Source organism: Pseudomonas sp. QTF5 (assembly GCF_000512695.2).
Lineage (GTDB): Bacteria > Pseudomonadota > Gammaproteobacteria > Pseudomonadales > Pseudomonadaceae > Aquipseudomonas.
Map to the genome: position 1 here is coordinate 31,212 of NZ_AZRW02000026.1, position 26,702 is coordinate 57,913.

The 26,702-nt window shown below is 59.7% G+C and carries 21 protein-coding genes; 5 read left to right on the forward strand and 16 right to left on the reverse strand.

Annotated elements, in window-relative coordinates:
* Positions 1 to 116: 116 nt before the first annotated feature.
* The 7 genes from IC37_RS19490 to IC37_RS19520 all read right to left on the reverse strand — a co-directional run bounded on the left by IC37_RS19490 (position 117) and on the right by IC37_RS19520 (position 8,513).
* Positions 117 to 833, reverse strand: coding sequence for an ABC transporter ATP-binding protein (locus IC37_RS19490; RefSeq protein WP_030128307.1), 717 nt, complete (start codon positions 831 to 833; stop codon positions 117 to 119).
* Positions 830 to 1,705, reverse strand: coding sequence for an ABC transporter ATP-binding protein (locus IC37_RS19495; protein ID WP_030128308.1), 876 nt, complete (start codon positions 1,703 to 1,705; stop codon positions 830 to 832). The genes IC37_RS19490 and IC37_RS19495 overlap by 4 nt, the downstream gene beginning before the upstream one ends.
* A complete protein-coding gene (gene livM / locus IC37_RS19500; RefSeq protein ID WP_030128309.1) occupies positions 1,702 to 2,985 on the reverse strand; it encodes a high-affinity branched-chain amino acid ABC transporter permease LivM in 1,284 nt (427 codons plus the stop codon). The genes IC37_RS19495 and livM overlap by 4 nt, the downstream gene beginning before the upstream one ends.
* Positions 2,986 to 2,988: 3 nt before the next feature.
* Positions 2,989 to 3,903: a branched-chain amino acid ABC transporter permease gene (locus tag IC37_RS19505; RefSeq protein ID WP_030128310.1), complete on the reverse strand. Its 915-nt coding sequence runs from the start codon at positions 3,901 to 3,903 to the stop codon at positions 2,989 to 2,991.
* A 171-nt stretch (positions 3,904 to 4,074) separates the two neighbouring features.
* Positions 4,075 to 5,208: a branched-chain amino acid ABC transporter substrate-binding protein gene (locus IC37_RS19510; RefSeq protein WP_030128311.1), complete on the reverse strand. Its 1,134-nt coding sequence runs from the start codon at positions 5,206 to 5,208 to the stop codon at positions 4,075 to 4,077.
* A 364-nt stretch (positions 5,209 to 5,572) separates the two neighbouring features.
* Positions 5,573 to 6,856: an FAD-binding oxidoreductase gene (locus tag IC37_RS19515; RefSeq protein ID WP_030128312.1), complete on the reverse strand. Its 1,284-nt coding sequence runs from the start codon at positions 6,854 to 6,856 to the stop codon at positions 5,573 to 5,575.
* A 166-nt stretch (positions 6,857 to 7,022) separates the two neighbouring features.
* Complete coding sequence (locus IC37_RS19520) at positions 7,023 to 8,513, reverse strand: aldehyde dehydrogenase family protein (protein WP_030128313.1); 1,491 nt, start codon at positions 8,511 to 8,513, stop codon at positions 7,023 to 7,025.
* 184 nt (positions 8,514 to 8,697) lie between these two features.
* Between IC37_RS19520 and IC37_RS19525 the strand changes: the two genes are divergently transcribed.
* The 3 genes from IC37_RS19525 (at position 8,698) to nadE (ending at position 11,896) form a co-directional block, all read left to right on the forward strand.
* The gene (locus IC37_RS19525) at positions 8,698 to 9,609 is read left to right on the forward strand and encodes a LysR family transcriptional regulator (protein ID WP_030128314.1); all 912 of its coding nucleotides are present in this window, start codon (positions 8,698 to 8,700) and stop codon (positions 9,607 to 9,609) included.
* A 228-nt stretch (positions 9,610 to 9,837) separates the two neighbouring features.
* On the forward strand, positions 9,838 to 11,064 hold the full coding sequence (gene pncB, locus IC37_RS19530) for a nicotinate phosphoribosyltransferase (RefSeq protein ID WP_030128315.1): 1,227 nt from the start codon (positions 9,838 to 9,840) through the stop codon (positions 11,062 to 11,064).
* Between the two features lie 4 nt (positions 11,065 to 11,068).
* A complete protein-coding gene (gene nadE, locus IC37_RS19535; RefSeq protein ID WP_030128316.1) occupies positions 11,069 to 11,896 on the forward strand; it encodes an ammonia-dependent NAD(+) synthetase in 828 nt (275 codons plus the stop codon).
* A gap of 191 nt (positions 11,897 to 12,087) precedes the next feature.
* Here the strand turns inward: nadE and azu are convergent, their stop codons facing one another.
* The gene (gene azu / locus IC37_RS19540; protein WP_030128317.1) at positions 12,088 to 12,534 is read right to left on the reverse strand and encodes an azurin; all 447 of its coding nucleotides are present in this window, start codon (positions 12,532 to 12,534) and stop codon (positions 12,088 to 12,090) included.
* 344 nt (positions 12,535 to 12,878) lie between these two features.
* Here azu and IC37_RS19545 point away from each other — a divergent pair, with 344 nt between their 5' ends.
* Both IC37_RS19545 and IC37_RS19550 read left to right on the forward strand, forming a co-directional pair.
* Positions 12,879 to 13,466 (forward strand): TIGR00730 family Rossman fold protein, encoded by a 588-nt coding sequence (locus IC37_RS19545; protein ID WP_007902708.1) that lies wholly within the window; start codon positions 12,879 to 12,881, stop codon positions 13,464 to 13,466.
* Between the two features lie 68 nt (positions 13,467 to 13,534).
* Positions 13,535 to 13,723 carry a hypothetical protein gene (locus IC37_RS19550; RefSeq protein WP_007902706.1) on the forward strand — a complete coding sequence of 63 codons (189 nt, stop codon included), beginning with the start codon at positions 13,535 to 13,537 and terminating at the stop codon, positions 13,721 to 13,723.
* A gap of 211 nt (positions 13,724 to 13,934) precedes the next feature.
* Here the strand turns inward: IC37_RS19550 and IC37_RS19555 are convergent, their stop codons facing one another.
* The 8 genes from IC37_RS19555 to rpsR all read right to left on the reverse strand — a co-directional run bounded on the left by IC37_RS19555 (position 13,935) and on the right by rpsR (position 26,689).
* The gene (locus IC37_RS19555) at positions 13,935 to 14,825 is read right to left on the reverse strand and encodes a transglutaminase family protein (protein WP_030128318.1); all 891 of its coding nucleotides are present in this window, start codon (positions 14,823 to 14,825) and stop codon (positions 13,935 to 13,937) included.
* Complete coding sequence (locus IC37_RS19560; RefSeq protein WP_030128319.1) at positions 14,825 to 17,311, reverse strand: circularly permuted type 2 ATP-grasp protein; 2,487 nt, start codon at positions 17,309 to 17,311, stop codon at positions 14,825 to 14,827. The genes IC37_RS19555 and IC37_RS19560 overlap by 1 nt, the downstream gene beginning before the upstream one ends.
* Positions 17,312 to 17,399: 88 nt before the next feature.
* Positions 17,400 to 20,675: a DUF2126 domain-containing protein gene (locus IC37_RS19565; protein ID WP_030128320.1), complete on the reverse strand. Its 3,276-nt coding sequence runs from the start codon at positions 20,673 to 20,675 to the stop codon at positions 17,400 to 17,402.
* Between the two features lie 319 nt (positions 20,676 to 20,994).
* Positions 20,995 to 23,298, reverse strand: coding sequence for a YgiQ family radical SAM protein (locus IC37_RS19570; RefSeq protein WP_030128321.1), 2,304 nt, complete (start codon positions 23,296 to 23,298; stop codon positions 20,995 to 20,997).
* A 247-nt stretch (positions 23,299 to 23,545) separates the two neighbouring features.
* Positions 23,546 to 24,940, reverse strand: coding sequence for a replicative DNA helicase (dnaB, locus tag IC37_RS19575; protein ID WP_030128322.1), 1,395 nt, complete (start codon positions 24,938 to 24,940; stop codon positions 23,546 to 23,548).
* 122 nt (positions 24,941 to 25,062) lie between these two features.
* On the reverse strand, positions 25,063 to 25,509 hold the full coding sequence (gene rplI, locus IC37_RS19580; RefSeq protein WP_008035347.1) for a 50S ribosomal protein L9: 447 nt from the start codon (positions 25,507 to 25,509) through the stop codon (positions 25,063 to 25,065).
* A 19-nt stretch (positions 25,510 to 25,528) separates the two neighbouring features.
* Positions 25,529 to 26,422 (reverse strand): hypothetical protein, encoded by an 894-nt coding sequence (locus tag IC37_RS19585; RefSeq protein ID WP_030128323.1) that lies wholly within the window; start codon positions 26,420 to 26,422, stop codon positions 25,529 to 25,531.
* Between the two features lie 36 nt (positions 26,423 to 26,458).
* A complete protein-coding gene (rpsR, locus tag IC37_RS19590) occupies positions 26,459 to 26,689 on the reverse strand; it encodes a 30S ribosomal protein S18 (protein WP_002551829.1) in 231 nt (76 codons plus the stop codon).
* Between the last annotated feature and the right edge of the window lie 13 nt (positions 26,690 to 26,702).

The window sequence follows — 26,702 nt, forward strand, 5'->3', positions numbered from 1 at the left end:
GTTGCCTGGCACACCGCCTTCGCGAGCAAGCCCGCTCCCACAGGGTTGGTGGTGTTTTATAGATAGAAAAAAGCCCCGGCGATTGCTCATCGGGGCTTGTTGTTGCAACGGCGAACTCAGTGGCCGCCGAGGTAGGCGTTACGCACCTCATCGTTCACCAGTAGCTCCTTGCCGGTGCCGCTGAGGCGGATCTCGCCGTTGACCATCACGTACGCCCGGTCCGACAGCTTGAGCGCGTGGTTGGCGTTCTGCTCCACCAGAAAGATGGTCATGCCGGTGCTGGCCAGCTCCCGCAGGGTCGCGAAGATCTGCTTCACCACAATCGGCGCCAGGCCCAGGCTCGGCTCGTCGAGCAGCAACAGCTTTGGCCGGCTCATGAGCGCCCGGGCGATGGCGAGCATTTGCTGTTCGCCGCCGGACATGGTCATGGCCCGTTGAGTACGCCGCTCTTCGAGCCGTGGAAACAACTCGAACATGCGCTGCATGTCTTCCTTGGCGTACTTGTCACCGATAGGAATGGTGCCCATCAACAGGTTTTCCTCGACGGTCATGTCAGGGAACACCCGCCGGCCTTCCGGCGATTGAGCGATACCGTTGGACGCGATGTAGTGGGACGACTTGTGAGTGATGTCCACACCCTGATAGATGATTTGCCCGTCAGCGGCCCGCGGCTGGCCGAAGATCGACATCAGCAGGGTCGATTTTCCGGCACCGTTGGAGCCAATCAGGCTGACGGTTTCACCTTCATTGATATGCAACGAGACTTTCTTCAGGGCCTGAATCGGGCCGTAGAACACGTCCAGATCCTTGAGTTCGAGGATGGGTGCACTCATACCACTTCCTCTTCTTCGGCGCCCAGGTAGGCGGCAATCACTTTCGGATCGTGTCGAATCGCTTCAGGCCCGCCCTCGGCGATGACAACGCCGTGGTCCAGCACCACGATGTGGTCGGAAATACTCATTACCATGCCCATGTCGTGTTCGATCAGCACCACGGTCAGATCGTGCTCGTCGCGCAGCAGCCGGATCATCGCGCTCAGCGCTTCGGTTTCCTGAGGGTTGAGGCCGGCGGCCGGTTCGTCGAGGCAGATGATCTGCGGCCGGGTACACATGGCCCGGGCGATCTCCAGACGACGTTGCTGACCGTAGGACAGTTCACCGGCCAGGCGGTTGGCGCAGTCCACCAGGTCCACCACTTCCAGCCAATAGAACGCGTGGTCCAGCGCATCGCTTTCGGCCTTGCGATAGCCCTTGGTGTTGAGGATACCGGCCATCATATTGCGGTTGACCCACATGTGTTGGGCCACCAGCAGGTTTTCCAGCACCGACATTTCCTTGAACAGGCGAATGTTCTGGAAAGTCCGCGCCAGGCCGGCACGGTTGATCAGGTGCGTGCCACCGAACATCTTGTAGCGGAGCCGGCTGACGAAGCTTTTCGGCGAAACGAAATCGATGGCCTTGAACGGTTCCCCGAGCATTTTGATGACGTCGGTTTTCACTCCACGGGCATTGAGTTCGATATGCCCGCCGGACGCTTTATAGAACCCGGTCAGGCAGTTGAACACCGTGGTCTTGCCCGCGCCGTTGGGGCCGATCAACGCGAAGATCGAGTTGCGTTTGACTTGCAGGCTGACGTTACTCAGGGCTTTGATGCCGCCGAAGTGCATCATCAGATTTTCGACCGAGAGGACGATTTCTTCGCTCATGGCGCCACTCCTTTACGTGGGGTCACACCGGTACGGCTGATCCGGATCAGGCCGCGCGGTCGCCAGATCATCATCAACACCATCAGGATGCCGAACAGCAGTACGCGATATTCAGCGAAGCCGCGCAGCAGTTCCGGGGCGACGGTCAGCACGAACGCCGCAATCACCACGCCGATGGTCGAGCCCATGCCGCCGAGTACCACGATGGCGAGGATCAGTGCCGATTCGAAGAAGGTGAATGAGGTCGGGTTGACGAAACCCTGGTAGGTAGCGAAGAACACACCCGCCAGGCCCGCCGTCGATGCACCGATGGTGAACGCCGACAGCTTGACCAGTACGTGATTCAGGCCCATGGAACGGCAGGCGATTTCGTCTTCGCGCAAAGCTTCCCACGCGCGACCGACCGGCATGCGGGTTAGACGGTGCTTGATGTACAGCACGGCCAGAACCACCAGGAACAACACCGCGTATATGAAGTAGTACTTCACGTCCGGGTTATAGGCGATGCCGAAGAACTCATGGAACGGGACGCCCCCCTCCTTCGCTCTTTTGCCGAACTCGAGGCCGAAGAAGGTCGGCAACGGAGCCGCCATACCGTTCGGGCCGCCCGTCAGGGACAGCCAGTTATTGAGGATCAACCGGATGATTTCGCCGAACCCCAGGGTCACGATCGCCAGGTAATCACCGTGCAGGCGCAGCACCGGGAAACCCAGGATGCAACCGGCCAACCCGGCCGTGATTGCCGCCAGCGGCAGCACCGTCCAGAAACCCAGCCCCAGGTATTGATAACCGAGCGCCAGCCCATAGGCACCGATGGCGTAGAACGCCACGTAACCCAGGTCTAGCAGGCCGGCCAGGCCGACCACGATGTTCAGCCCCAGGCCCAGCAGCACGTAGATCAGCCCGAGGATGACCACGCCCAACAGGTAGGAGTTGGAGAAAAACGGGAACACCACGGCGATGACGATCATCAGCGGGATGATCCATCGCAAGCGGGATTTGTAATCGGGCGGCAGAACATGAACCCCGGAGCCGGTACTTTCAAAGCCTTCAAGAATTCTCAGGCCCTTGGGGGTTTGCAGGAACAGGCTCAAGGCAAAACGGCCGGCCATGACGATGGCGACAATCCATGCCACCCGGGTCGTTTCCAGGTTGAAGCCGTAGCCGTCGAGGACTACGCCGACAATCGGGCCGAACACAATCAGGGCCACCAGGCCGGCAAGAATCGCGTCAACCAGGCTTCTTTTGAGATCAATGGTTTTTTTAGTGGTTGAAGACATCGCTTACACCTTCGACACAAGAGGACGGCCGAGCAGGCCTTGGGGCCGAAAGACCAGGACGAGAACGAGCAGCGAGAAGCTGAAAACGTCTTTGTAGTCCGAGTTGACCAAGCCAGAGAACAGCGACTCGGAGATCCCGAGAATGATCCCGCCGAGCATCGCCCCAGGCAGCGAGCCGATACCTCCGAGCACCGCGGCGGTGAACGCCTTGATGCCAATGATGAAGCCCGCGTAGAAGTCGAATGTGCCGTAGTTCATGGTGATCAGCACGCCGGCCAGGGCCGCCATCGCCGCACCGATGATGAACACGTAGGAAATTACCCGATCGGTGTTGATCCCCAGGATCGAGGCCATCTTGCGGTCTTGCTGGGTCGCGCGGCACATACGGCCGAGCTTGGTGTACTTGATGACGTAGGTCAGCAGGGCCATCCCGACAAACGCTGCGATCAGAATGAAGATTTTGGTGTAGGTCAGTTGAACGAAGCCGGTCCCGACTTCAACTCGCCATGCACCGGTCAGCAGTGTCGGTACCCCCTGTTGACGGGCGCCTTGGGAAATCTGTGCATAGTTTTGCAGGATCAGTGAAATACCGATGGCGCTGATCAGCGGTGCCAGTCGGGTTGAGTTGCGCAGCGGTTTGTAGGCGACGCGCTCGATGACCCAGCCATACACCGCCGTGACGATGATGGTGAAGACCAGTGTGCCAAGCATCAGCAGGGGGAAGGATTCAATACCGAAGTACGCCAGCAGAGCCAGACTGATTGCCGCGAGATAAGCGGAAATCATGTAAACCTCGCCGTGGGCGAAGTTGATCATGCCGATGATGCCATAGACCATTGTGTAGCCGATGGCGATCAGGCCATAGACCGACCCGAGGGTCAGGCCGTTGACCAGTTGCTGCAGGAAAATACCATCCATAACGCAATCTCACGCTTTTGAGAGACTGTACAAAAACCGGGTGCGCCGGGACCGGGGTTCAGCCGCCGACGCAACACGGTTATATGCAGTTCTACGAGAAAAGACAGGTACAGCACGGACATGTTCTTTGATTGCCCGGCGCACAAGGCGCCGGGCAATCAGCCAGTCATATCACTTCTGTTTTTCCAGCTGGTGGTATTTGCCATCCTTGTCCCACTGGTAAACCACGTAGTCGGAGACTTTCAGATCGCCCTTGGCATCCCAGGTCTTCTCGCCCATCACGGTTTTGACCGGATTTTTCTTCAGCCACTCGGCGGCTTTCTCGCCACTGTTGGATTTGGAGCCATTGAAGGCTGCGGCCAGGGCCTGGACCGAAGCATAGGCGTACAGGGTGTAGCCTTCAGGCTCTGTGCCTTTCTTGCGGAACTCGTCCACTACGGTCTTGCTCTCTGGGAGCATGCGTGGGTCGGCACCAAAGGTCATCAGCACGCCGTCAACGAATTGCGGACCGCCAGCGGTGGTCACCAGTTCGTCGGTTACGATGCCGTCGTCGGACATGAACTTGACGTCTTTGAGACCTTGCTCACGCAGTTGACGAACCAGAGGACCAGCTTCCGGGTGCAGGCCACCGAAGTAAACGACATCGGCGCCAGCACCACGGATTTTGGTGACGATGGTGCTGAAGTCTTTTTCGCCACGGGTCAGGCCTTCATACAGCACCGGCTTCACACCGCGTTTTTCCAGCTGGGCCTTGGTAGCATCCGCCAGACCTTGGCCGTAGGTGTCCTTGTCGTGCAGGACCACCACTTTCTTGCCCTTGAGCACGTCGACGATGTAGTCGCCGGCCACGATGCCTTGCTGGTCGTCACGCCCGCACATACGGAACATGGCACTCAGGCCGCGCTCGGTAACAGCCGGGTTGGTGGAACCTGGAGTGATCGCGATGATGCCCGCTTCGTCGTAGATCTCGGAGGCCGGGATGGTCGACGAGGAGCAGAAGTGACCGACTACGCCAGCGACTTTCTGGTTGGTCAGGTCCTTGGCGACCGTCACAGCCTGTTTCGGTTCGCAGGCGTCATCGCCTTTGACCAGTACGATTTTTTCCCCGTTTACACCGCCAGCGGCGTTGACCGCATCAGCGGCTGCTTGCGCACCCTTCATGTACTGCTCGCCAAATGCGGCGTTGGCGCCCGTCATCGGCCCCGCCACACCAATTTTCACATCAGCCTGTGCAAACGTAGAAACACCCAACGCAGCTGCCACTGCGAGGGCCAGAAAGCCTTTCTTGTAAAACGTCTGGGACATGAGGTGGTGCTCCAAGGTTTTTTTTAGTTGGCACTGCGACTTCACTGAATGCTCAGAGCAAGGGCCGTGCCATCGGTTTTTTATTCTGAAAAAAGTCGCTGCCTTATTGTTTTTTCGACTGTTTCGGGCCCATTTTCATTGGGCGTGCAACCATCTAAACCGCGGAAGGTGAAACCTTTTATATTTAAAGGCGCAACCCTTATGCGCCATCATTGCAACCGCAGCGCCAAACGATGTGCAACCAGCCTGTAACAGCCCGCGTCACCGAACTGCACACTGCTGGTGCGGGGACTGCTACAACCCGCACCATTACAGGCTAGCCGCTTCGCTGAAAAGCGCCGCTTCCAGCAACATATTTCAACAATCAGATGACGATCCGCAGGCACTGGCCCGCGTGATACAACGAAAATCCAGCTTCATACAGGCAGCTTCGCAGCCCCACACCCGCCAATGGCTGCATGGGCGCGAAAGGAATCGGCAAGGCCTGAGGATTTCCATTACACAAATAATCGGCAAAGGCTTTGCCGACCACTGTACCGGTCGTCACGCCTCGACCGTTGTAACCCGTAACGGCCACCAGCCCCGGTGCCGGCTCGAACAGGCGCATCAAATGATCCGGCGTGAAAGCGATACAACCGGTCCAGGTGCACTCCCACTCCACCGATTTCAGGTACGGAAAGTAATGCTGCTGAACCCGGTCAGCCCAGGCTTTCAGGAACCAGGTCGGTTTCTGGTTGCCATTGCCGAGACTGCCGAGCAACAACCGTCCTTCGGCATCGCGACGGATACTGCTGAGCACCTGCCGGGTGTCCCAGGAACCCTGACCACCGGGCAGAATCTGCTGCGCGGCATCTTCGGTCAGCGGAACTGAGGCCACTTGATAGTAATAACCGGGGAAGAAATTGCGACGCAGCTCCGTCCAGTCACCTTCGGTATAGGCGTTGGAGGCGATGACCACCTGCTCGGCCAGCACCGAACCCTGGGCGGTTTGCACCGACCAGCGCTGGCCCTGACGTTCAAGTCGGGTCACCGGAGAATGATCGAACAGCTGACCGCCAAGGCTGATGGCCGCGTTCGCCAGCCCAGTGGTGTAGGCCATCGGGTTGATCGTGCCGGCGCGCCGATCGAGCAAGGCGGCGGCGATCTTTTTGGTGCCCGTGGCTTGTTCGCAGGCTTGGCCGGTTAACAATTCCACCGGGGCGCCGCGACGTTTCCACTGTGCTTCGCGACTGCGCAGATCCGCCTCGCCACGCGCGTTGTGCGCCATGTGCAGCGTGCCTTCGCGGCGTAACTGGCAATCGATGTTGTATTTGTCGACCAGACTGAACACCAGCGACGGCGCCGCACCCAACATGCGGTTGAGCTGACTGCCGACCACCTCGCCGAAACCGGCTTCGATTTCATCCGGTGGAATCCACATCCCGGCGTTGACCAGCCCGACGTTACGCCCCGAACCGCCATGCCCGGCGCGATGCGCTTCCAGCACACAGACACTTTTACCCTGTTCCAGCAGATGCACCGCCGCCGACAAACCGGTGAAACCGGCACCGATGACGCAGACATCCACCGTCACCTCGCCCTTGAGCGCCACGTTGTCGGGCCTTTGCGGCGTCAGTTTTTCCCACAGACACTCTTCGCGTAACGGCATTGCCAGACTCCAATAGAAACCTAACAAACACATCCATTCCAGTGTGGGAGCGGGCTTGCTCGCGAAGGCGTCCGTGTATTCAGTATCTATGTGACTGAAAGACCGCTTTCGCGAGCAAGCCCGCTCCCACATTGGATTTTCATTGGATCAAAGATCTGAGCTCATCTCAGTCGAACGTAATCCCCTGAGCCAACGGCAACTCCAGCGAATAGTTCACGGTATTGGTCTGACGGCGCATGTATCCACGCCATGCATCCGAACCGGATTCACGACCACCGCCCGTCTCTTTCTCGCCGCCAAACGCGCCGCCGATTTCCGCGCCGCTCGGGCCGATGTTGACGTTGGCGATGCCGCAATCGCTGCCCACCGCCGACATAAACCGCTCGGCTTCACGCACGTCGGTGGTGAAGATGCACGACGACAGGCCTTGTGGCACAGCGTTGTTCAGGCGCAGCGCCTCTTCGAAATCGTTGTAACCGATCACGTACAGAATCGGCGCGAAGGTTTCGCTGCACACCACATCGCTCTGCTCCGGCATTTCGACGATAGCTGGCGATACGTAATAAGCGTCGGGGAATTTGTCTTCCAGCTGACGCTTGCCGCCGAACACTCGGCCGCCTTCGCTCAAGGCCTGCTCCAGCGCGTCCTGCATGTTTTCGAAGCTGTGTTTGTCGATCAGCGGACCAACCAGATTGCCTTCCAGCGGATGGCCGATGCGCACCTTGGAGTACGCGGCTTTCAGGCGGGTGACGATTTCTTCTTTCACCGATTCGTGAGCGATCAGACGACGCAAAGTGGTGCAACGCTGACCGGCGGTGCCGACGGCGCTGAACAGAATCGCCCGTACGGCCATGTCCAGATCGGCGCTTGGGCCGAGGATCATTGCGTTGTTGCCGCCCAGCTCCAGAATGCTGCGAGCGAAACGCGCGGCGATTTTCGGCGCCACTTCGCGGCCCATGCGGGTGCTGCCGGTGGCGCTGACCAGCGCGACACGCGGGTCATCGACCAGCGCTTCGCCAGCATCGCGACCACCGATGATCACTTGACTCAGGTGCGGCGGGGCGTCGCTGAAATTCTTCAGGACGCGGTCGAATAGCGCCTGACAGGCCAGTGCGGTCAGCGGGGTTTTCTCCGACGGTTTCCAGATCACCGGGTTACCGCAGACCAGCGCCAGCGTGGCGTTCCAGGCCCAGACGGCGACCGGGAAGTTGAACGCACTGATCACGCCAACGACACCCAGCGGGTGCCAGGTTTCGCGCATGTGGTGGCCAGGACGCTCGGAGGCAATCGTCAAACCGTACAGCTGACGGGACAGACCGACGGCGAAGTCGCAGATGTCGATCATTTCCTGAACTTCACCCAAACCTTCCTGAGTGATCTTGCCGGCCTCCCAGGAAACCAGCTCACCGAGATCGGTCTTGTACTCGCGCAAAATGTCGCCCAATTGGCGCACCAATTCGCCACGGCGCGGTGCCGGCACTTTGCGCCACAGTTCGAACGCATGATCTGCGCGACTGATGTGCTGCTCGACTTCAGCGGCGCCTTCCCAGTTCACGGCACCGATACGGCTGCCATCGATCGGCGAATGCACCGGCACTTTGCCGTTCTGGTACAGGGCCGGGTTCACACCAAGACGATCAAGCAATGCGGCAACCATGGGTCACTCCTCAAGCAAAAAACAGAAAACGTGCAGCCGGATTGATTCGGCTGATCAGACCTGTAGTTTTAGCGCTCCCGAGGTTCTCCAACAAACGACGATTAAGCGAGATATCATTCCGTTTATTCATGCTGTGAATCTGCCGGTAAAAAAGAGCATAGAGAAACAAGAAGAAGGACCACCCATGCTGAATAAACGCTACTTGCCGTCGATCACCGCATTGCAGTGCTTCGAAGCCGTGACCCGGCATTTGAGCTTCACCCGTGCCGCCGAAGAGCTGAACCTGACGCAGAGCGCCGTGAGCAAACAGGTCGCTCAACTCGAAGAATTGCTGCAACACCTGTTGTTCCGCCGGGTGCGCCGACGCCTGCAAATGACCCCCGCCGGCGATTTGTACCTGGTGGAGGTACGAAAAATCCTCACCCAAGTCGAAATGTCGACCCATTACCTGCGTTCCTACGGCGGCGATACCGAAGTCTTGCGAGTCTCGACGCCTCCGACCTTCGGTGCGCGCTGGCTGGTGCCGCGCTTGAAAGGCTGGCGCCTGCGACATCCGTCGATCCATCTGGACCTGTGCAGCGAGCAAGAAGCCGATGATCTGCTGCAAGGTCGTAGCGACCTGGCGTTCTACTTTGGCCAGGGCTCACGGCCCGGCACCGAATGCCTGAAGCTGTTTGGCGAGGAGCTCGTACCTGTCTGCGCACCGGGCAGCCTGCCGGACACGCCGTTCACCGATCCGACGCAACTCACCGACCTGGTCCTGCTGCAAAACGCTTCCCGCCCCCAGGCCTGGCACGACTGGTTCGACAGCCAGGGCTACCACACCGAACACAGCTACCACGGCCCGCGTTTCGAAACCTTCTACATGTGCATCCGCGCCGCCCAGGTCGGCTGCGGCGTGGCGCTGCTGCCGAAGTTTCTGGTGGAGGAGGAATTGGCCGACGGCAAACTGGTCATTCCCTGGAAGCATGCGATGCCCAGCACCGACGCCTATTATCTGGCGTATCCGGAGCATTCGGCGGAAGTGCCCAAGGTGCGGGATTTTGTGAAGTGGATGCTGGAGCAGATTGATAGCCCAGACATACCGCAAATTTAGGGTTGCACCCAATACCTGTGGGAGCGGGCTTGCTCGCGAAGGGGCCGGTACATTCAACATCAATGTTGACTCGCATTACGCTTTCGCGAGCAAGCCAGCTCCCACAGGGATCTGCTGCGATCTAAAAAATTGCTGGCAATACCTGCCGTTGATATGCGCCACTAGCCCCATTCATTGAAACAGCTGCAACGTCGCTGCCACGGGCCGCGCCCAGCCTGGAGACCCCCTATGAGCGAGAGTGTGTTTGCCGATCGCATCGTGCAGAACCTGCTCGACACCGACTTCTACAAACTGACGATGATGCAGGCGGTGCTGCACAACTATCCGAACGTGGAAGTCGAATGGGAGTTTCGTTGCCGTAACAGTGAGGATCTGCGCCCGTACCTGGCGGAGATCCGGTTCCAGATCGAGCGCTTGGCCGAGTTGAGCCTGAGCGCCGATCAGTTGAGTTTCCTGGAGCGCATCAGTTTTCTGAAACCGGACTTCCTGCGTTTTCTCGGGCTGTTCCGCTTCAACCTGCGCTATATCCACACCGGCATTGAAAACGGCGAGTTGTTCATCCGTCTGCGCGGACCGTGGCTGCACGTGATTCTGTTCGAAGTGCCGCTGCTGGCCATGGTCAGCGAAGTACGCAACCGCTATCGCTACCGGGAAATCGTTCTGGAACAGGCCCGCGAGCAGCTCTATCGCAAGTTCGACTGGCTGACCGCCAACGCCAGCAGCGAAGAATTGTCCGAATTGCAGGTAGCCGATTTCGGCACCCGTCGTCGCTTCTCGTACCGTGTACAGGAAGAAGTGGTGAACGTGCTCAAGCATGACTTCCCCGGGCGCTTCGTCGGTACCAGCAACGTGCACCTGTCCCGGGAGCTGGACATGAAGCCGCTGGGCACGATGGCTCATGAATGGATCATGGCCCATCAGCAACTCGGTCCGCGGCTGATCGACAGTCAGATTGCCGCCCTCGACTGCTGGGTCCGCGAATACCGGGGTTTGCTGGGGATCGCCCTGACCGACTGCATCACCTCCGATGCCTTCCTCGGCGATTTCGACCTGTTCTTTGCCAAGCTCTTCGACGGCTTGCGCCATGATTCCGGTGACCCGGTGCAGTGGGCGGAAAAAGCCATCGCCCACTATCACAAGCTTGGCATCGACCCGATGAGCAAGACCCTGGTGTTTTCCGACAGCTTGACGTTGCCCAAGTCCCTGGAGATTTTTCGGGCATTGCGCGGTCGGATCAATGTCAGCTTCGGTATCGGCACAAACCTGACCTGCGATATTCCGGGTGTCGAACCGATGAGCATCGTGCTTAAAATGACGGCCTGCAACGGCCAGCCGGTGGCCAAGATTTCTGATGAGCCTGGCAAGACTCACTGCAAAGACCCGAATTTCGTCGCCTATTTACGACATGTTTTCCAAGTACCTGCCGCCATTTCCAGCCCATCTAGCAAGGAGTGAATTCATGCAAGCCGTACAGCGTGAGATTGCTGAACAGCTCAAGGTCCAACCGCCCTTCGCGGACCAACTCGCCCTCGAGGCTGAAGTCGCCCGGCGGATCACCTTCATTCAGGACTGCCTGGTCAATGCCGGGCTCAAGACGCTGGTGCTGGGCATCAGCGGCGGCGTCGACTCCCTGACCGCCGGCCTGCTGGCCCAGCGCGCCATGCGTGAACTGCGCGAGCGCACCGGGGACAGCAGCTACAAGTTCATCGCCGTGCGCCTGCCGTACGAAACCCAGTTCGATGAACACGACGCCCAAGCCTCGGTGGACTTCATCGCCCCGGACGAACGCCATACGGTGAACATCGGCCCTGCAGTCAAATCCCTGGCCGGCGAAGTGGCGGCTTTTGAAGGCAAGCACGCGGTCTCGGTGGATTTCGTGTTGGGCAACACCAAGGCTCGGATGCGCATGGTCGCGCAATACACTATCGCTGGCGCGGCTCACGGCCTGGTGATCGGCACCGATCACGCGGCAGAAGCGGTAATGGGCTTCTTCACCAAATTCGGTGACGGCGCCTGCGACCTCGCACCGCTGAGCGGCCTGGTGAAGAATCAGGTCCGGGCGATCGCCCGCAGCTTCGGCGCGCCAGAATCGCTGGTGGAAAAAATCCCGACCGCCGACCTCGAAGACCTGTCGCCGGGCAAACCGGACGAAGCGTCCCACGGCGTGACCTACGCCGAGATCGACGCCTTCCTGCATGGCGAACCGGTGCGTGTAGAAGCGTTCAAGATCATTTGTGATACGTATAGAAAGACCCATCACAAGCGTGTGATGCCGTTTGCGCCATAAGGACGTCGGCGTCTGTACCGACGCCTTCGCGGGCAAGCCTCGCTCCCACAGGTTTTGTGTCGGACGCCGGTAATGGGCACGACGCAAATCCTGTGGGAGCGTGGCTTGCCCGCGAAGAACGATGACTCGGTCTATCGTCAGACACAAAAAAAGCGTCCCGAGCGGACGCTTTTTTTATGCGCTTGATTCGATTACTTCAGAGTAACCGTGCCTTTCATCATCGAAATGTGGCCCGGGAACGAGCAGAAGAAACCGTATTTTTCAGCAGCATTGAGCTTCGACACATCGAAAGTTACCGAGTCGGTTTCCTTGGCGCCGATAAGTTTGGTGTGAGCGATAATGCGGGCATCACCCTCTTTCAGGTAGTCCTTGTCGATGCCGGCAGTCAAACCATCGGTAGCGATCGGCTGCATGTCGGCTTCTTTGCTCAGCACCCAGTTATGACCCATGACGTTTTTCGGCAGGCTGCCGGAGTGAGTCAGCTCAACAGTGAAGGTCTTGCAGCTTTTGTCGATTTCAATGGCCTTGGTGTTGAAGGACATCTGGTCGGTGGAGTCGATGGTCGTCTTGCACTCGGCAGCCATCAATTGGCTGCTGGCCAGTGTCAGCAGGGATACCGCAACAAGTTTGGCAAACATGGTGAATCTCCAAGGCAGGGTTAACGAAAGTGCTAATGGACAGAAGACTGCCTGAAATCTTCGCAAGTTCCTATGACCTGAATCAAAAATTGTATACAACTTTCGGGCTATGACACTCATCGAAACAATCTACCAGCCAGACGTCTGGCACGGCCCTATCATCAGGACCGTCATCTCTCCTCCGGAGCGTCTGTCATGTCTTTCAACAGTTTATTGAGCAGTTTGCTCGCCGCTTATGCCTGTGGCGCCAGCGGTACCTGTGAAACACCTGAACACGAGGTTTAACCCTTGGAACGAGGCAAGCCTGCCTTTACTCTGTGGCCCTGATGACCATGGAGTAAGGCATGTCTTTAGCGTCCGTTTGTGTATTTTGCGGTGCCAGCACCGGCACCAATCCGGCTTATCGTGAAGCAGCTGTCGCCCTGGGGCGAGCATTGGCCGAGCGCAAGCTGACTCTGGTCTATGGCGGCGGCGCCGTCGGGCTGATGGGGATCGTTGCCGATGCCGCGCTGGCGGCCGGTGGTGAAGTGATCGGGATCATCCCGCAGAGCCTCAAAGACAAGGAAATCGGCCACAGCGGCCTGACTCGCCTGGAAGTGGTCGATGGCATGCATGCGCGCAAGGCGCGAATGGCCGAGCTCAGCGATGCCTTCATCGCTCTGCCCGGCGGCCTGGGCACACTGGAAGAGCTGTTCGAAGTCTGGACCTGGGGCCAGCTCGGCTATCACGGCAAACCGCTGGGTTTGCTGGAAGTGAACGGTTTCTACAGCAAGTTGACGTCTTTTCTTGATCATATCGTCGGCGAAGGCTTCGTTCGCGAAGCGCACCGTGACATGCTGCAAATGAGCGAATCGCCGCAAACCCTGCTCGATGCACTGGACGCCTGGCAACCCTCGGTACCGCCAAAATGGACCGAGCAAAAACCCAGCTAACGGCTCGGCACCGATACAGGGCAGAATATGCGCCGCTCAACCTCACCTTCGACCCCAGAGGATCGCCCATGGCCAAACCTAATTATTCCTTCGCCAAACGTCAGAGAGACTTGGCCAAGGAGCAGAAGAAAGAGGAAAAGCTTCAGCGCAAGAAAGCTACAGCTGAAGAAGAAGCAGCAGCACTGAACCCGGATACCGAAGGCGAAGTGGCTACAGACGAAACTGAAGCACCGAAAGATCAGGCGCCCGACGCCTGAGACCCTCAGGGCCCGATGATCTGATCAGGCCCACCGGATCTGTGTCCAGGGTCAGCAACGATGTTGCTGACCCTCACAGTCCAATCTGAAATCCCTCTCTAAAAAATTGCACATTCCCTGTGGGAGCGGGCTTGCTCGCGAAAGCGGCCAGTCAGCCACATAGATGTTGGATGTGCCGCCTTCGCGAGCAAGCCCGCTCCCTGGATCTTCGTTACTCCAATGGCATCACCGTCACCCGAACCTCCGGATCATGGCTGCCACCGCCCAGGATCACCCCACGCAACGGCGAAACATCGGAAAAATCCCGGCCCCAGGCCAGGGTGATGTGCTCCAGCGCCGGTTGCACATTGTTGGTCGGGTCGAAATCCACCCAACCCAGCACCGGGCAAAACACCGACACCCAGGCATGAGATGCATCGGCGCCGATCAGCCGTGGCTGGCCCGGCGGGGGCTGGGTCAGCAAGTAGCCGCTGATATACCGCGCCGCTAATCCACGGGAGCGCACACAAGCGAGCATCAAGTGCGCAAAGTCCTGGCAAACCCCGCGCCGCCTCTCCAGCACTTCCACCAGTGGCGTTGCCACTTGGGTCGCTTCGGCGTCGAAGGTGAATTCGCTGAAGATCTTCTCCATCAACGCCTGAACTCCCAGCAGCAATGGCCGGCCAGGAGGAAAGCAACTTTCGGAGAACTCGACGAAGTTGCGCTTCAAGTGCACGTAAGGCGATTCGAACCGATAACGGCACGCTTCAAGTATCTCGGATGACAGTGGCTGACTGCTGTAGGTCAGCGCGTTGCAGGTCTCTTCCCAGGCCGGCGATTGATTGAAGTCCAACGATGGCCGGGCCAGCACTTCGACCGTCAGGCTGGCATTGACCAGCAACTCATCGTGCGGCCGCTCGAATGCCAGCCGGGTCAGTGGATTGCCAAACACATCCAGCTCATCCCGGCGTGAAGTCGGTTCGGGACTGATCTGCAACTGCTGCTCGGTGCAGCGCTGCCAGGTACAGGCCCGCGGCCACAGATGCGCCAGTTGCTGGGCCAGGGATACCGGGCTGTCATAGTGATAATGGGTGTCGTGGAAAATCTGGTAATGGGCATTCATCAGACGGACACCGTGCGTTGGCTGACATCATCGACATGGGCGAAATGGCGCAAGGCCAGGCGATCCGATACTTGTCCGCTGGCATCGGCGATCTCCTGCAACAGATCGGCCAGCCCTTCGATGGCAGCGCGAATACTGGCCTCGCCAAACAATGAGTTTTCCAGGCAACCCAGATCGAAGCGCGCCAGCCGCTCCACCAACTGCGGCAGGCCGGTTTCGCGCGGCGCACCAAAGTCGTCGTTCAAGCGTTTCAACGTGCGGGTCACCAGTTTCAACTGGAACAGCACCGCATGAGGGTTCTGCTCGTCGAGCAACAACAGGTCCAGCACCGGGATCAATTGCGCCACCGCCAAGTACCGCGATCGGTAAGTAATGCTGCTGTTGCCCAGTTCCAGCAGCCATTCCAGCCCGGCCTGATCGAAAGCTCCCGCACCACGCAGAAACGCCGCCAGGCTGCCGCTGAGAAACTGCAGCCGCTCGATCCGTCGACCGATCATCAGGAAACGCCAGCCTTCGTCCCGGGTCATGTCGTCGAGGGCAAAACCGGACAGCGCTGCCAGCGACATCACCAATCGGTTGAGGAAATCCAGCAACTCGCCGAAATCCGGCTCTTCGGTTTCCAGCGCCGTGGCTTCACGCTGCAATTCCACCAGTGCTTGCCAGTTCTCTCGCGAGAGTTTGCCGCGTACTTGCGATGCCGCCCACTGCAAGCGTTGCAGGTTGGAGCGCAGGCTGAACGGCCAATCATCGCCGAGCAGTGTCGCCAATAATCGCTCTGGTAATTCACCCTCCTCCGGCAACAGATTCAGACGCTCACCGAGATCGACCGCGGCCTCGAGGGCTTGCGGGTCATCGCCATCGACATAGCGCGCCAACATAATCCGCAGCAGCCGCGCGCTGTCATCGCAGCGCTCGCAGTAACGGCCGAACCAGAACAGGTTCTCGACCACCCGCGATGGCAGATACGGATCGCGTCGCACCAGATCGTGAACGCCAATGTTGCGCTGGGCTTTCCATTGTTCGCCGCTGGGCGGGCGATCGCCCAATACCCAAGTGTCCTTGCTTGCACCGCCGCGCTGCATTGATACCACTTCGGCGTCGGCCTCCGCGGCCACCCGGGTCAGCCCGCCGGGCAGTACTCGATAGCCGTCCCGACTGGCCACCGCATATACGCGCATGCCAATGGCCCGCGGTTGCAACTGACCACCTTCGGCCTGCCAGACCGGCGCCTGGGACAGCTGCGCCAATTCTTGCGCGACATAGGCGTAAGGCCGTGCCTGCATGCGTTCGGCCAGGGCCTGGCGCTGTTTTTCACTCAAGTCACGACCAAACACCGGGGCGAAGCTCTGCGACGGAAACGCCGGTTTGATCAACAGCTCCGGCAGTTTTTCCAGGGCCTGGGCCAGTACCGGTGCTTCACCGCACCACCAGGTCGCAATGGACGGCAGGATCAGCTCTTCACCGAACAGAAACTGATTGATCTGCGGCAGGAAGCCCAGCAACCCCGGTGATTCCAGCACGCCGCTACCAAGTGCGTTGGCCACCAGCACCCGGCCTTGGCGCACAGCCTCGAGCAACCCCGGCACGCCAAGGGCCGAGTCGGTGCGCAGCTCCAGCGGATCGCAGAAATCATCGTCGAGCCGACGCATGATCGCGTGAACCCGACGCAGGCCGCTCAAGGTTTTCAGGTAGACCGTGGCATCCCGGACGGTCAGGTCGCCGCCCTCCACCAATGGATATCCGAGCTGACGAGCCAGGTACAGGTGTTCGAAATAGCTTTCGTTGAAACGCCCCGGCGTCAGCAGCACCACCAATGGCGCCTCGTCATCGCTCGGCGCCTGACGGGCGAGTGTTTCCTGGAGGGTGCGGAAGAATCCGGCCAGGTGCTGCACCTTCAAATCGCGGTACAACTCGGGGAAGGCCCGGGACACAATGGTGCGGTTTTCAAGCGCGTAGCCGGCACCGGATGGCGCTTGAGTCCGGTCCGCCGTCACCCACCAGCGGCCGTCAGGCGTGCGCGCCAGATCCACGGCGTACAAATGCAGAAAGGTCCCGTCGGGCGGCGCAATGCCCTGACAGGGCCAGAGAAAATTGTTGTGACCGAACACCAGCTCAGCCGGCAGCAGGCCTTCGGCGATCAAGCGCTGATGGCCGTACAAATCCGCCAGCACAGCATTGAGCAGGCGCGCCCGTTGAGCGATCCCGGCCGATAGCTGTTCCCACTCATCGGCGGCAATCACATGGGGCAGCAAGTCCAGCTCCCACGGCCGGTCGGCACCCTTGGGGTCGGCGTAGACGTTATAGGTCACACCGTTTTCCTGGATCTGCCGGGTCAGCAGCGCCTGACGCTGCGCCAGTTGCGTTGGCGTGCTGCGTTGCAATTGATCGAACAACCGCCGCCAGTGCGGGCGCACGGCGCCGCTGTCGTCGAGTAGTTCGTGATAAGTGCCCGCGGTCAGCGGGTAGCGGTCAAGCAGATCAGGCATGGAAAGCTCGGCAGACAGCAAAGAACGGTCAGACTAACGCAGGCTCATGACGCCCGGATATACGAAAAATCCGAGCGTCGTGTACGGTTTAGAAACGTCGCAAATCGAGAGTCATCGGTAGCTCGTCGTTAATTTCCAGATTCGGTATAGGAAGTTTCCCAGGCGAGTGTCCGATGCGGAAGAAACGCGCCATCCGCCGACTCTCGGCCTCATTGGCGTTCACCGGCAGGCTGTCGTAATTGCGCCCCCCCGGATGGGCGACGTGGTACTGACAACCGCCCAGCGAACGCCCCATCCAGGTGTCGAGCACATCGAACACCAGCGGCGCGTGCACCGGGATGGTCGGTTGCAGGCAGTTGGCCGGTTGCCAGGCGCGAAAGCGCACGCCGGCGACGAACTCACCGACCCGCCCCGTGGATTGCAACGGCACCGGGATGCCGTTGCACGTCAGCAGATAACGCTGGGGCGGCAGGCCGCTGAGCTTGACCTGCAAACGCTCCAGCGACGAATCCACGTAACGCACTGTGCCACCCGCCGCGCCTTCCTCGCCGAGTACATGCCAAGGCTCCAGCGCCTGACGCAATTCCAGTTGAATGCCGCTGACGGCGTAGTCGCCGACCTTGGGAAAACGGAATTCCAGATGCGCCGCGAACCACTCGGCCCGCACGGGGTAACCGGCGGCATTGAGGTCGACGATCACATCAGCGAAATCCTGCTCGATAAAGTGCGGCAACAGGAACCGGTCGTGCAGTTCAGTGCCCCAACGCGCGAGTTTCGGCGGTGCATAAGGCTCGCGCCAGAACCGCGCCACCAGCGCCCGCAACAACAATTGCTGAGCCAGGCTCATGCGCGCATGGGGCGGCATTTCAAAGGCACGCAGTTCCAGTAACCCGAGGCGCCCGGTGGCGCCATCCGGCGAATAGAGTTTGTCGATGCAGAACTCGGCGCGGTGGGTGTTGCCGGTCACGTCGATCAGCAGATTGCGCAGCAGTCGATCCACCAGCCACGGCGCGCACTCCTCGCCCGGATTCGGCATCTGTGCGAAGGCGATTTCCAGCTCATACAGCGAATCGTTGCGCGCTTCGTCCACCCGTGGCGCCTGGGATGTTGGGCCGATGAACAATCCGGAAAACAGGTAGGACAAGGAGGGATGGTTATGCCAGTAGCTGATCAGGCTGCGCAGCAGATCGGGACGACGCAGAAACGGTGAGTCAGCCGGAGTCGCGCCACCCAATACAAAATGATTGCCGCCGCCAGTGCCGGTGTGCCGGCCGTCGATCATGAACTTCTCGGTGGTGAGTCGAGTCTGGCGCGCCTCTTCGTAAAGAAACTCGGTGCGCTCCACCAACTCATCCCAGGTGGCGGACGGCTGCACATTGACTTCGATCACTCCCGGATCCGGAGTAATGCGAAAGTTGCTCAGGCGCGGATCGCTCGGCGGTTCATAGCCTTCCAGCAACACCGGGCAATGCAATTCCTCGGCGGTGGCTTCGATGGCGGCGACCAGCTCCAGATAGTCCTCGACCCGCTCCAGTGGCGGCATGAACAGGTACAACCGGCCTTCTCGCGCTTCGGCGCAGAATGCGGTGCGGGTCAACCAATCGGCGGATTCGTCGATCTTTGGCGCACGCTCGTCAGCCGTTTTCGGTTGAGCGTGATTCTGTAGCTGGTCGGTGCCCGGCAGCTCAGGGAAATCCTGATTCGGGTCGACAGGATGAATGAATGGATACTCCGCTGCTTTCACCCAAGGCTGCGAGCCGAGCGGCAAGCGATACCCCAGCGGCGAATCCCCCGGCACCAATCGGCAATGATCTTCCCGCAGATACCAGCGACCGCTCTGCCATTGATCGCCTTTGGCGGTGCGCGCCAGGGGCAGGACCTGGCCGATAACCTTGTCCAGGCCCTGGCTGAAGACTTTGCGCAGGCGCGCCCGCTCCAAAGGCTCTTCCAGGCGTGAGTCTTCGGCGCTGACGTTCTGCGGTAAAGCGCCTTCACGCCAGAGGTAATAGAAATTGTCTTCGTAGGCAGGAAACACGAAGCGTATCGGAATTTTCAGGCGCTCGGCGACACTCGCCAGAAAACGTCCGGCCAGTTCGCCATCAGCGCCGTAGTCTTCCTGCTCGTCGGCGATCAGCGCGCTGTTGTGCCAGATCGGCACGCCGTCGCGGCGCCAGTAGCAGTTCAGCGACCAGCGCGGCAGTTGCTCGCCGGGGTACCACTTGCCCTGACCGAAATGCACCAGCCCCTTGGGTGCGTAATGCTTGCGCATGCGCTGGAACAATTCGGCCGACAGGCGACGCTTGTCCGGACCGAGCGCGGCGGTGTTCCACTCGGCGCCGTCCGGGTCATCGATAGAGACGAAGGTCGGCTCGCCGCCCATGGTCAGGCGCACGTCGCCTTCGAGCAGGTCGGCATCGATCTGCCGGCCCAATGCCTGAATCGCCAGCCATTGGTCTTCGGTGTAGGGTTTTGTTACCCGCGGCGCTTCCCAAATCCGCTCGACCGACATTTCGTGGGTGAATTCGCACTCGCACGGTTCCACCAAGCCACTGATCGGTGCCGCAGAGGACGGATCGGGACTGCACGCCAACGGAATGTGTCCTTCACCGGCAAACAGCCCTGAGGTCGCGTCCAGGCCAATCCAGCCGGCACCGGGTAAATAGACCTCGCACCAGGCGTGCAGGTCAGTGAAGTCCACTTCAGTGCCCGAGGGGCCATCGAGGCTTTTGACGTCAGCGGTTAACTGGATCAGGTAACCAGACACGAATCGCGCCGCCAGGCCGAGGTTGCGCAGCAATTGCACCAGCAACCACGCCGAGTCGCGGCAGGAACCGGAGGCATGCTCGAGGGTGTGTTCCGGGGTCTGTACGCCCGGCTCCATGCGAATCAGGTAGCCGATGTCTTCGCTGAGGCGCTGGTTGAGCGCGACCAGGAAATCCACGCTCGGCAGCGGTGTGCGGTCGATGCCCTCCAGATAGGCCTTGAATTTGGGCGTCAGGGGCAAGGTTTCCAGGTACGGCGCCAGCTCTTTGCGCTCATCCGCGGCGTAGGTGAAAGGGATTTTTTCGGCGTAAGGCTCGAGGAAGAAGTCGAACGGATTGAAGACCGCCATCTCCGCCAGCAAGTCGACCTCGATCCGCAGCTCATCGGTTTTCTCCGGGAACACCAACCGCGCCAGGTAATTGCCCTGAGGATCCTGCTGCCAGTTGATGAAATGCTGCTCGGGCGAGACTTTCAGCGTATAGGACAGTATCCGCGTGCGGCTGTGGGCAGCCGGGCGCAGGCGAACGATCTGCGGACCGAGCTCAACGGCGCGGTCGTAGCGGTAATGCGTGACGTGATGCAATGCGACATGGATCGACACGGCGTGCCTCCTGCGAGCCTGGACGTTATTGAAAGCGGCGCAAGACTTATGCCATCCAGCCGAGCTGGCGCTTTCACAGATTTGCTCAGGGCAGTACAGCACCAAAATCGGGCGATGCGGGAAATTGGTTTGGGAGAGTTGCACACAAATGTGGCGAGGGAGGGTTGGGGCTTGATCATTCCCACGCTCTGCGTGGGAATGCAGCCCGTGACGCTCCGCGTCACTGGACGGGGAGCGTCCCTTGAGGCATTCCCACGCGGAGCGTGGGAACGATCACGCCAACCCGAAGGTTGGCGTTCTGTTCAGCTCGAGCGAGGGCTTAGCGCGGCACTACCGGCTTACGGGCCGGTTTTGGCCCCTTGCCTTTGGCCGCATCCTTGCGCTCCTTGGCCGCCTGCTGATTGCGGGCGAATGCCGCCGCCTTGGCCTGTTCACGCTTGTCCCACGGGTTGCCGCCATCGCTGGCACGCGGCGGCAGGCCAGTGTGCTGGGTCAGGATCTTGGTGGTCTTTTCCCCGGCCACTTTGTGGCTGCCGGCCGGCGTCGAGTTCTTGCGACGGGCGCTCTGGTAGCTGTCGGTCGCCGGCTGATGCAGCGGGATCAGCTGGTTCTTGCCCGGCCCGATCAGGTCGGCGCGGCCCATGCGGGTCAGTGCTTCACGCAGCATCGGCCAGCCTTTCGGGTCGTGATAACGCAAGAACGCCTTGTGCAGACGACGCTGCTCTTCGCTCTTGACGATGGTCACGCCGTCACTCTTGTAAGTGACCTTGCGCAGCGGGTTTTTGCCCGAGTGATACATCGCGGTGGCGGTGGCCATCGGCGACGGGTAGAACGCCTGCACCTGGTCGGCACGGAAGCCGTTGCCCTTGAGCCACAGGGCCAGGTTCATCATGTCTTCGTCGGTGGTGCCCGGGTGAGCGGCGATGAAGTACGGAATCAGGTACTGCTCTTTCCCGGCTTCCTTGGTGTACTTCTCGAACATGCGCTTGAACTTGTCATAGCTGCCGATGCCCGGTTTCATCATCTGGTTGAGCGGACCTTCCTCGGTGTGTTCCGGGGCGATCTTCAGGTAACCACCGACGTGGTGGGTCACCAGCTCTTTGACGTATTCCGGCGACTCGACCGCGAGGTCGTAACGCAAGCCGGACGCAATCAGGATCTTCTTCACACCCGGCAAGGCCCGGGCGCTGCGATAGAGCTGGATCAGCGACGAGTGGTCGGTGTTCAGGTTCGGGCAAATGCCCGGGAACACGCACGAAGGCTTGCGGCACGCGGATTCGATTTCCGGGGTCTTGCAGGCGATGCGGTACATGTTCGCAGTCGGGCCACCGAGGTCGGAGATCACCCCGGTGAAGCCTGGGACCTTGTCGCGGATCTCTTCGATTTCGCGAATGATCGACTCTTCGGAACGGTTCTGGATGATCCGGCCTTCGTGCTCGGTGATCGAGCAGAACGTACAGCCGCCGAAGCAGCCGCGCATGATGTTCACCGAGAAGCGGATCATGTCGTAGGCCGGAATCTTTTCCTTGCCGTACGCCGGGTGCGGAACCCGCGCGTAAGGCATGCCGAACACGTAGTCCATTTCTTCGGTGGTCATCGGAATCGGAGGCGGGTTGAACCAGACGTCCACTTCGCCATGCTTCTGCACCAGCGCGCGAGCATTGCCCGGGTTGGTTTCCAGGTGCAGCACGCGGTTGGCGTGGGCATAAAGAACTGCGTCGCCACGGACTTTTTCAACCGATGGCAGACGAATCACGGTCTTGTCGCGAGTCATCTTCGGGCTGGCCAGAATCTGCACGACTTTGGCTTCGCTCGGATCCTCGACCGGACCCTTTTCCTGCTCGATGGCGCAGGCCTGGGTGTCCTGGGTGTTCACGTACGGGTTGATGATCTTGTCGACCTTGCCCGGACGGTCGATGCGCGTGGAATCGACTTCGTACCAGTCTTTCGGCGTATCACGACGAATGAACGCGGTGCCGCGCACGTCGGTGATGTCTTCGATCTTGTGACCATAGGACAGGCGCTGGGCGACTTCGACGATCGCACGCTCGGCGTTGCCGTAGAGCAGGATGTCGGCGCAAGCGTCGATCAGGATCGAGTTGCGCACCCGATCCTGCCAGTAATCGTAGTGAGCGATGCGGCGCAGGGAGGCTTCGATGCCACCAAGTACGATCGGTACGTTCTTATAGGCTTCCTTGCAGCGTTGGCTATAAACCAGGCTCGCGCGGTCCGGACGTTTGCCCGCCAGGCCACCGGGGGTGTAGGCGTCGTCGGAACGGATTTTCTTATCGGCGGTGTAGCGGTTGATCATCGAGTCCATGTTGCCGGCCGCGACGCCGAAGAACAGGTTCGGCTCGCCGAGCTTCATGAAGTCGTCTTTGGACTGCCAGTTCGGCTGCGCAATGATCCCGACGCGGAAGCCCTGGGCCTCCAGCAGTCGGCCGATGATCGCCATGCCGAACGACGGGTGGTCGACGTAGGCATCACCGGTGACGATGATGATGTCGCAGGAATCCCAGCCAAGCTGATCCATCTCCTCCCTGCTCATCGGCAGGAATGGCGCTGGCCCGAAACATTCGGCCCAGTACTTGGGATAGTCAAATAACGGCTTGGCTGCTTGCATGTCGATAACCGGTGTTGGCTTTCATTGAATTTCGCGGGCGCGGAATATAGCACAAAATTTAACCAATTCCGACGGCTATGGTCGGAAATTGGGGCGACCCCTGTGGCGAGGGAGCTTGCTCCCGCTGGGCAGCGAAGCTGCCCCAAAACCTGCGACCGAATTTTTCCAGACGGACCGCATTTCTCAGCTTTGCGACTGCTACGCAGTCGAGCGGGAGCAAGCTCCCTCGCCACAGGTTTCTATTGGGTTACTCGTCGTCGAAGTTGTAGCTGCCCGGCGCCAGGTTTTCGAAGCGGGTGTATTTACCGATGAACGCCAGTCGTGACGTACCGATCGGGCCGTTCCGCTGTTTGCCGATGATGATCTCGGCGATGCCTTTATGCTCGGTTTCCGGGTGGTACACCTCATCCCGGTACACGAACATGATCACGTCAGCATCCTGCTCGATCGCTCCGGATTCCCGCAAGTCCGAGTTGATCGGGCGTTTGTTCGGTCGTTGCTCCAGGGAGCGGTTGAGCTGGGACAGCGCCACGACCGGGCAGTTGAATTCCTTGGCGAGGGCTTTCAAGGAACGGGAGATCTCGGAAATCTCGTTGGTTCGGTTGTCGCCGCCGGAACCTGGAATCTGCATCAACTGCAGGTAGTCGATCATGATCAGGGCGATGTCGCCGTGCTCACGCACCAGACGCCGGGTCCGCGCGCGCATCTCCGAGGGGCTGATACCGGCCGTGTCGTCGATGAACAGCTTGCGATCGTTCAGCAGGTTGACTGCCGAGGTCAGGCGCGGCCAATCGTCGTCCTCCAGGCGACCGGCCCGGACCTTGGTCTGGTCGATACGCCCCAGGGACGAAAGCATACGCATGATCAGCGATTCGCCTGGCATCTCCAGAGAGTAAACCAGTACGCACTTGTCGCTGCGCAACACGGCGTTTTCCACCAGGTTCATCGCAAAGGTGGTTTTACCCATGGACGGACGGCCGGCGACGATGATCAGGTCAGAAGGCTGCAAGCCGCTGGTTTTCTCGTCGAGGTCGGTGTAACCGGTGGACAGGCCGGTGATGGCGTTGTCGGTGTTGAACAAGGTGTCGATGCGGTCGATAGCCTTGGTCAGCAGGTCATTCACGCTCACCGGGCCGCCGGTTTTTGGCCGGGCCTCGGCGATCTGGAAGATCTGCCGCTCAGCTTCGTCGAGAATCTCTTCAGCCGTGCGGCCTTCCGGGTTGAAAGCGCTGTCGGCAATTTCGGTGGCGATGCCGATCAACTGCCGCAACGTCGCCCGTGCACGAACGATTTGCGCATAGGCCTTGATGTTGGCGACGGATGGCGTGTTTTTCGCCAGTTCGCCGAGGTAACCGAGGCCACCGACTTGCGAGGTCTGACCTTCCTTGTCCAATTGCTCGGCAAGGGTCACGACGTCGATCGGGGAGTTCTGGTCCGCCAGCTTGGCGATGGCCCGGAAGATCAGGCGGTGGTCATGCCGATAGAAATCGCCGTCGGAGACTTGATCGAGCACGCGTTCCCAAGCGTTGTTGTCCAGCATCAGACCACCGAGCACGGCCTGTTCGGCCTCGATGGAATGCGGTGGCACCTTCAGGGCAGCGGTTTGCAGATCGTATTGCTCGGGAGCGGAGATATCGTTCATGGCCACTTGGAGTTAGTTGTAGAAAATCAGAAACTGCAGAAAGACAAAGGGCACGACCTGTAAACAGGATCGTGCCCGATGTTACCGACAAGCACCCGAGGGTGCCAGCCGACAAGTGCTGCTTAAGCTGCTACCACGACAACGCGTACGGTGGCTTCAACTTCGGCGTGCAGGTGCACGGCTACGTCGAATTCGCCTACGTTGCGGATGGTGCCGTTCGGCAGACGAACTTCGCTTTTTGCAACTTCAACGCCAGAGGCGGTCAGTGCATCAGCGATGTCGTGGGTGCCGATCGAACCGAACAGCTTGCCTTCGTCACCAGCGGTGGCAGTGATAGTCACTTCCAGCTCAGCCAGTTGGGCGGCACGGCTTTCAGCCGAAGTTTTACGGTCTGCTGCGGCTTTTTCCAGCTCAGCGCGACGCTCTTCGAACGCAGCCAGGTTGGCTGGGGTCGCAGCGGTAGCTTTGCCGTAAGGCAGCAGGTAGTTACGACCGTAACCAGCCTTAACGTTCACTTTGTCACCCAGGTTGCCCAGGTTGGTGACTTTTTCCAGAAGGATCAGTTGCATGTGAAAATCCTCTTAACTTTTAACCTTCACCGTTCGCGTTATCGGCATCTTTCGGTGCCGAACGACCGCGAAAATCAATCAGGCTGTCGACGATGGCCAGGACCACCAGCAACGGATAGATCAGCTGCATGAACAGCAACAGCGTGACGTACAACCCCACCAGCCAGAATTTGGCCAGTCGCTTTTGCGCCACCAGCCCGTGAATCAGGGCCAGCCCGGCGAACACCAGCGGTACGCTGCACAACGGCGTCAACATGGCCATCTGCGAGCCTAAGTTAGGCCCCAGAAGCATCAACACCAGCAGCAACATCGCCGGTAAAAGCGGGATTCGGATGGCGCGAAACTCGCGACCAAAACCACCCGGGTTGTACAACAACGCCTGCCAGTAGCGCCCGACAATCAGGCTCAGCAAACTGACGATTTGCAACAAAGCCGCAATCAGGCCGGTCAGGACCGGTGCAATCAGGGACGCGAAACGCGCTTGCTCGTCTACCGACAATTGCTGGTAGACATCACCGAGTAGCGACGGCATGACTTTTATCAAAGCCTGCGCCAGCATCTCGATCTGGGGCGCAAAAGCCGCCCCCAGCACCACTGAAAACACCAATCCCATCGCTATGCTGACCAGCAGCACGCGGTTCCAGGACTCACTTGCGCGCAAAACCAACGCAAGGCTCGAAGAACCCAACAGCACCAGAAGTGCCCGTGGGTCGTCGGAGTAAAGCCACCAGACCAACGCCGGCAGCAGCCCCAGAGCAAGAACGCCCAAGGCGTCCTTCAATCCGCGCCGCAGGAGCACAAGGCATCCTGCGGCAGCACCCAACCAATACAACAACGGCAACGTTGCGCATCCAGCCACTACCAGAGTGGCCTGCATACGGCCGCGCATGATGAACTCAGCTAAGGCGCGCATGCATTCAATCCTTTGCTACGTGTCGACTGCCCGGTCTCAGCGGCCGTGGCTGTCGGTGTAGGCCAGCAGGGCCAGGAAGCGGGCGCGCTTGATAGCGGTGGCCAGCTGACGCTGATAACGAGCTTTGGTACCGGTGATGCGGCTTGGAACGATTTTGCCGGTCTCGGATACGTAAGCTTTCAGAGTGTTGAGATCTTTGTAATCGATCTCTTTCACGTCTTCAGCGGTGAAGCGGCAGAATTTACGACGACGGAAGAAACGTGCCATTTGATAGGCTCCT

What these genes read in the sequence shown, in the direction of transcription:
- IC37_RS19490 (WP_030128307.1), bottom strand. Translation starts at nt 833, where the DNA reads ATGAGTGCACCCATCCTCGAACTCAAGGATCTGGACGTGTTCTACGGC.
- IC37_RS19495 (WP_030128308.1), bottom strand. Translation starts at nt 1,705, where the DNA reads ATGAGCGAAGAAATCGTCCTCTCGGTCGAAAATCTGATGATGCACTTC.
- livM (WP_030128309.1), bottom strand. Translation starts at nt 2,985, where the DNA reads ATGTCTTCAACCACTAAAAAAACCATTGATCTCAAAAGAAGCCTGGTT.
- IC37_RS19505 (WP_030128310.1), bottom strand. Translation starts at nt 3,903, where the DNA reads ATGGATGGTATTTTCCTGCAGCAACTGGTCAACGGCCTGACCCTCGGG.
- IC37_RS19510 (WP_030128311.1), bottom strand. Translation starts at nt 5,208, where the DNA reads ATGTCCCAGACGTTTTACAAGAAAGGCTTTCTGGCCCTCGCAGTGGCA.
- IC37_RS19515 (WP_030128312.1), bottom strand. Translation starts at nt 6,856, where the DNA reads ATGCCGTTACGCGAAGAGTGTCTGTGGGAAAAACTGACGCCGCAAAGG.
- IC37_RS19520 (WP_030128313.1), bottom strand. Translation starts at nt 8,513, where the DNA reads ATGGTTGCCGCATTGCTTGATCGTCTTGGTGTGAACCCGGCCCTGTAC.
- IC37_RS19525 (WP_030128314.1), top strand. Translation starts at nt 8,698, where the DNA reads ATGCTGAATAAACGCTACTTGCCGTCGATCACCGCATTGCAGTGCTTC.
- pncB (WP_030128315.1), top strand. Translation starts at nt 9,838, where the DNA reads ATGAGCGAGAGTGTGTTTGCCGATCGCATCGTGCAGAACCTGCTCGAC.
- nadE (WP_030128316.1), top strand. Translation starts at nt 11,069, where the DNA reads ATGCAAGCCGTACAGCGTGAGATTGCTGAACAGCTCAAGGTCCAACCG.
- azu (WP_030128317.1), bottom strand. Translation starts at nt 12,534, where the DNA reads ATGTTTGCCAAACTTGTTGCGGTATCCCTGCTGACACTGGCCAGCAGC.
- IC37_RS19545 (WP_007902708.1), top strand. Translation starts at nt 12,879, where the DNA reads ATGTCTTTAGCGTCCGTTTGTGTATTTTGCGGTGCCAGCACCGGCACC.
- IC37_RS19550 (WP_007902706.1), top strand. Translation starts at nt 13,535, where the DNA reads ATGGCCAAACCTAATTATTCCTTCGCCAAACGTCAGAGAGACTTGGCC.
- IC37_RS19555 (WP_030128318.1), bottom strand. Translation starts at nt 14,825, where the DNA reads ATGAATGCCCATTACCAGATTTTCCACGACACCCATTATCACTATGAC.
- IC37_RS19560 (WP_030128319.1), bottom strand. Translation starts at nt 17,311, where the DNA reads ATGCCTGATCTGCTTGACCGCTACCCGCTGACCGCGGGCACTTATCAC.
- IC37_RS19570 (WP_030128321.1), bottom strand. Translation starts at nt 23,298, where the DNA reads ATGCAAGCAGCCAAGCCGTTATTTGACTATCCCAAGTACTGGGCCGAA.
- dnaB (WP_030128322.1), bottom strand. Translation starts at nt 24,940, where the DNA reads ATGAACGATATCTCCGCTCCCGAGCAATACGATCTGCAAACCGCTGCC.
- rplI (WP_008035347.1), bottom strand. Translation starts at nt 25,509, where the DNA reads ATGCAACTGATCCTTCTGGAAAAAGTCACCAACCTGGGCAACCTGGGT.
- IC37_RS19585 (WP_030128323.1), bottom strand. Translation starts at nt 26,422, where the DNA reads ATGCGCGCCTTAGCTGAGTTCATCATGCGCGGCCGTATGCAGGCCACT.
- rpsR (WP_002551829.1), bottom strand. Translation starts at nt 26,689, where the DNA reads ATGGCACGTTTCTTCCGTCGTCGTAAATTCTGCCGCTTCACCGCTGAA.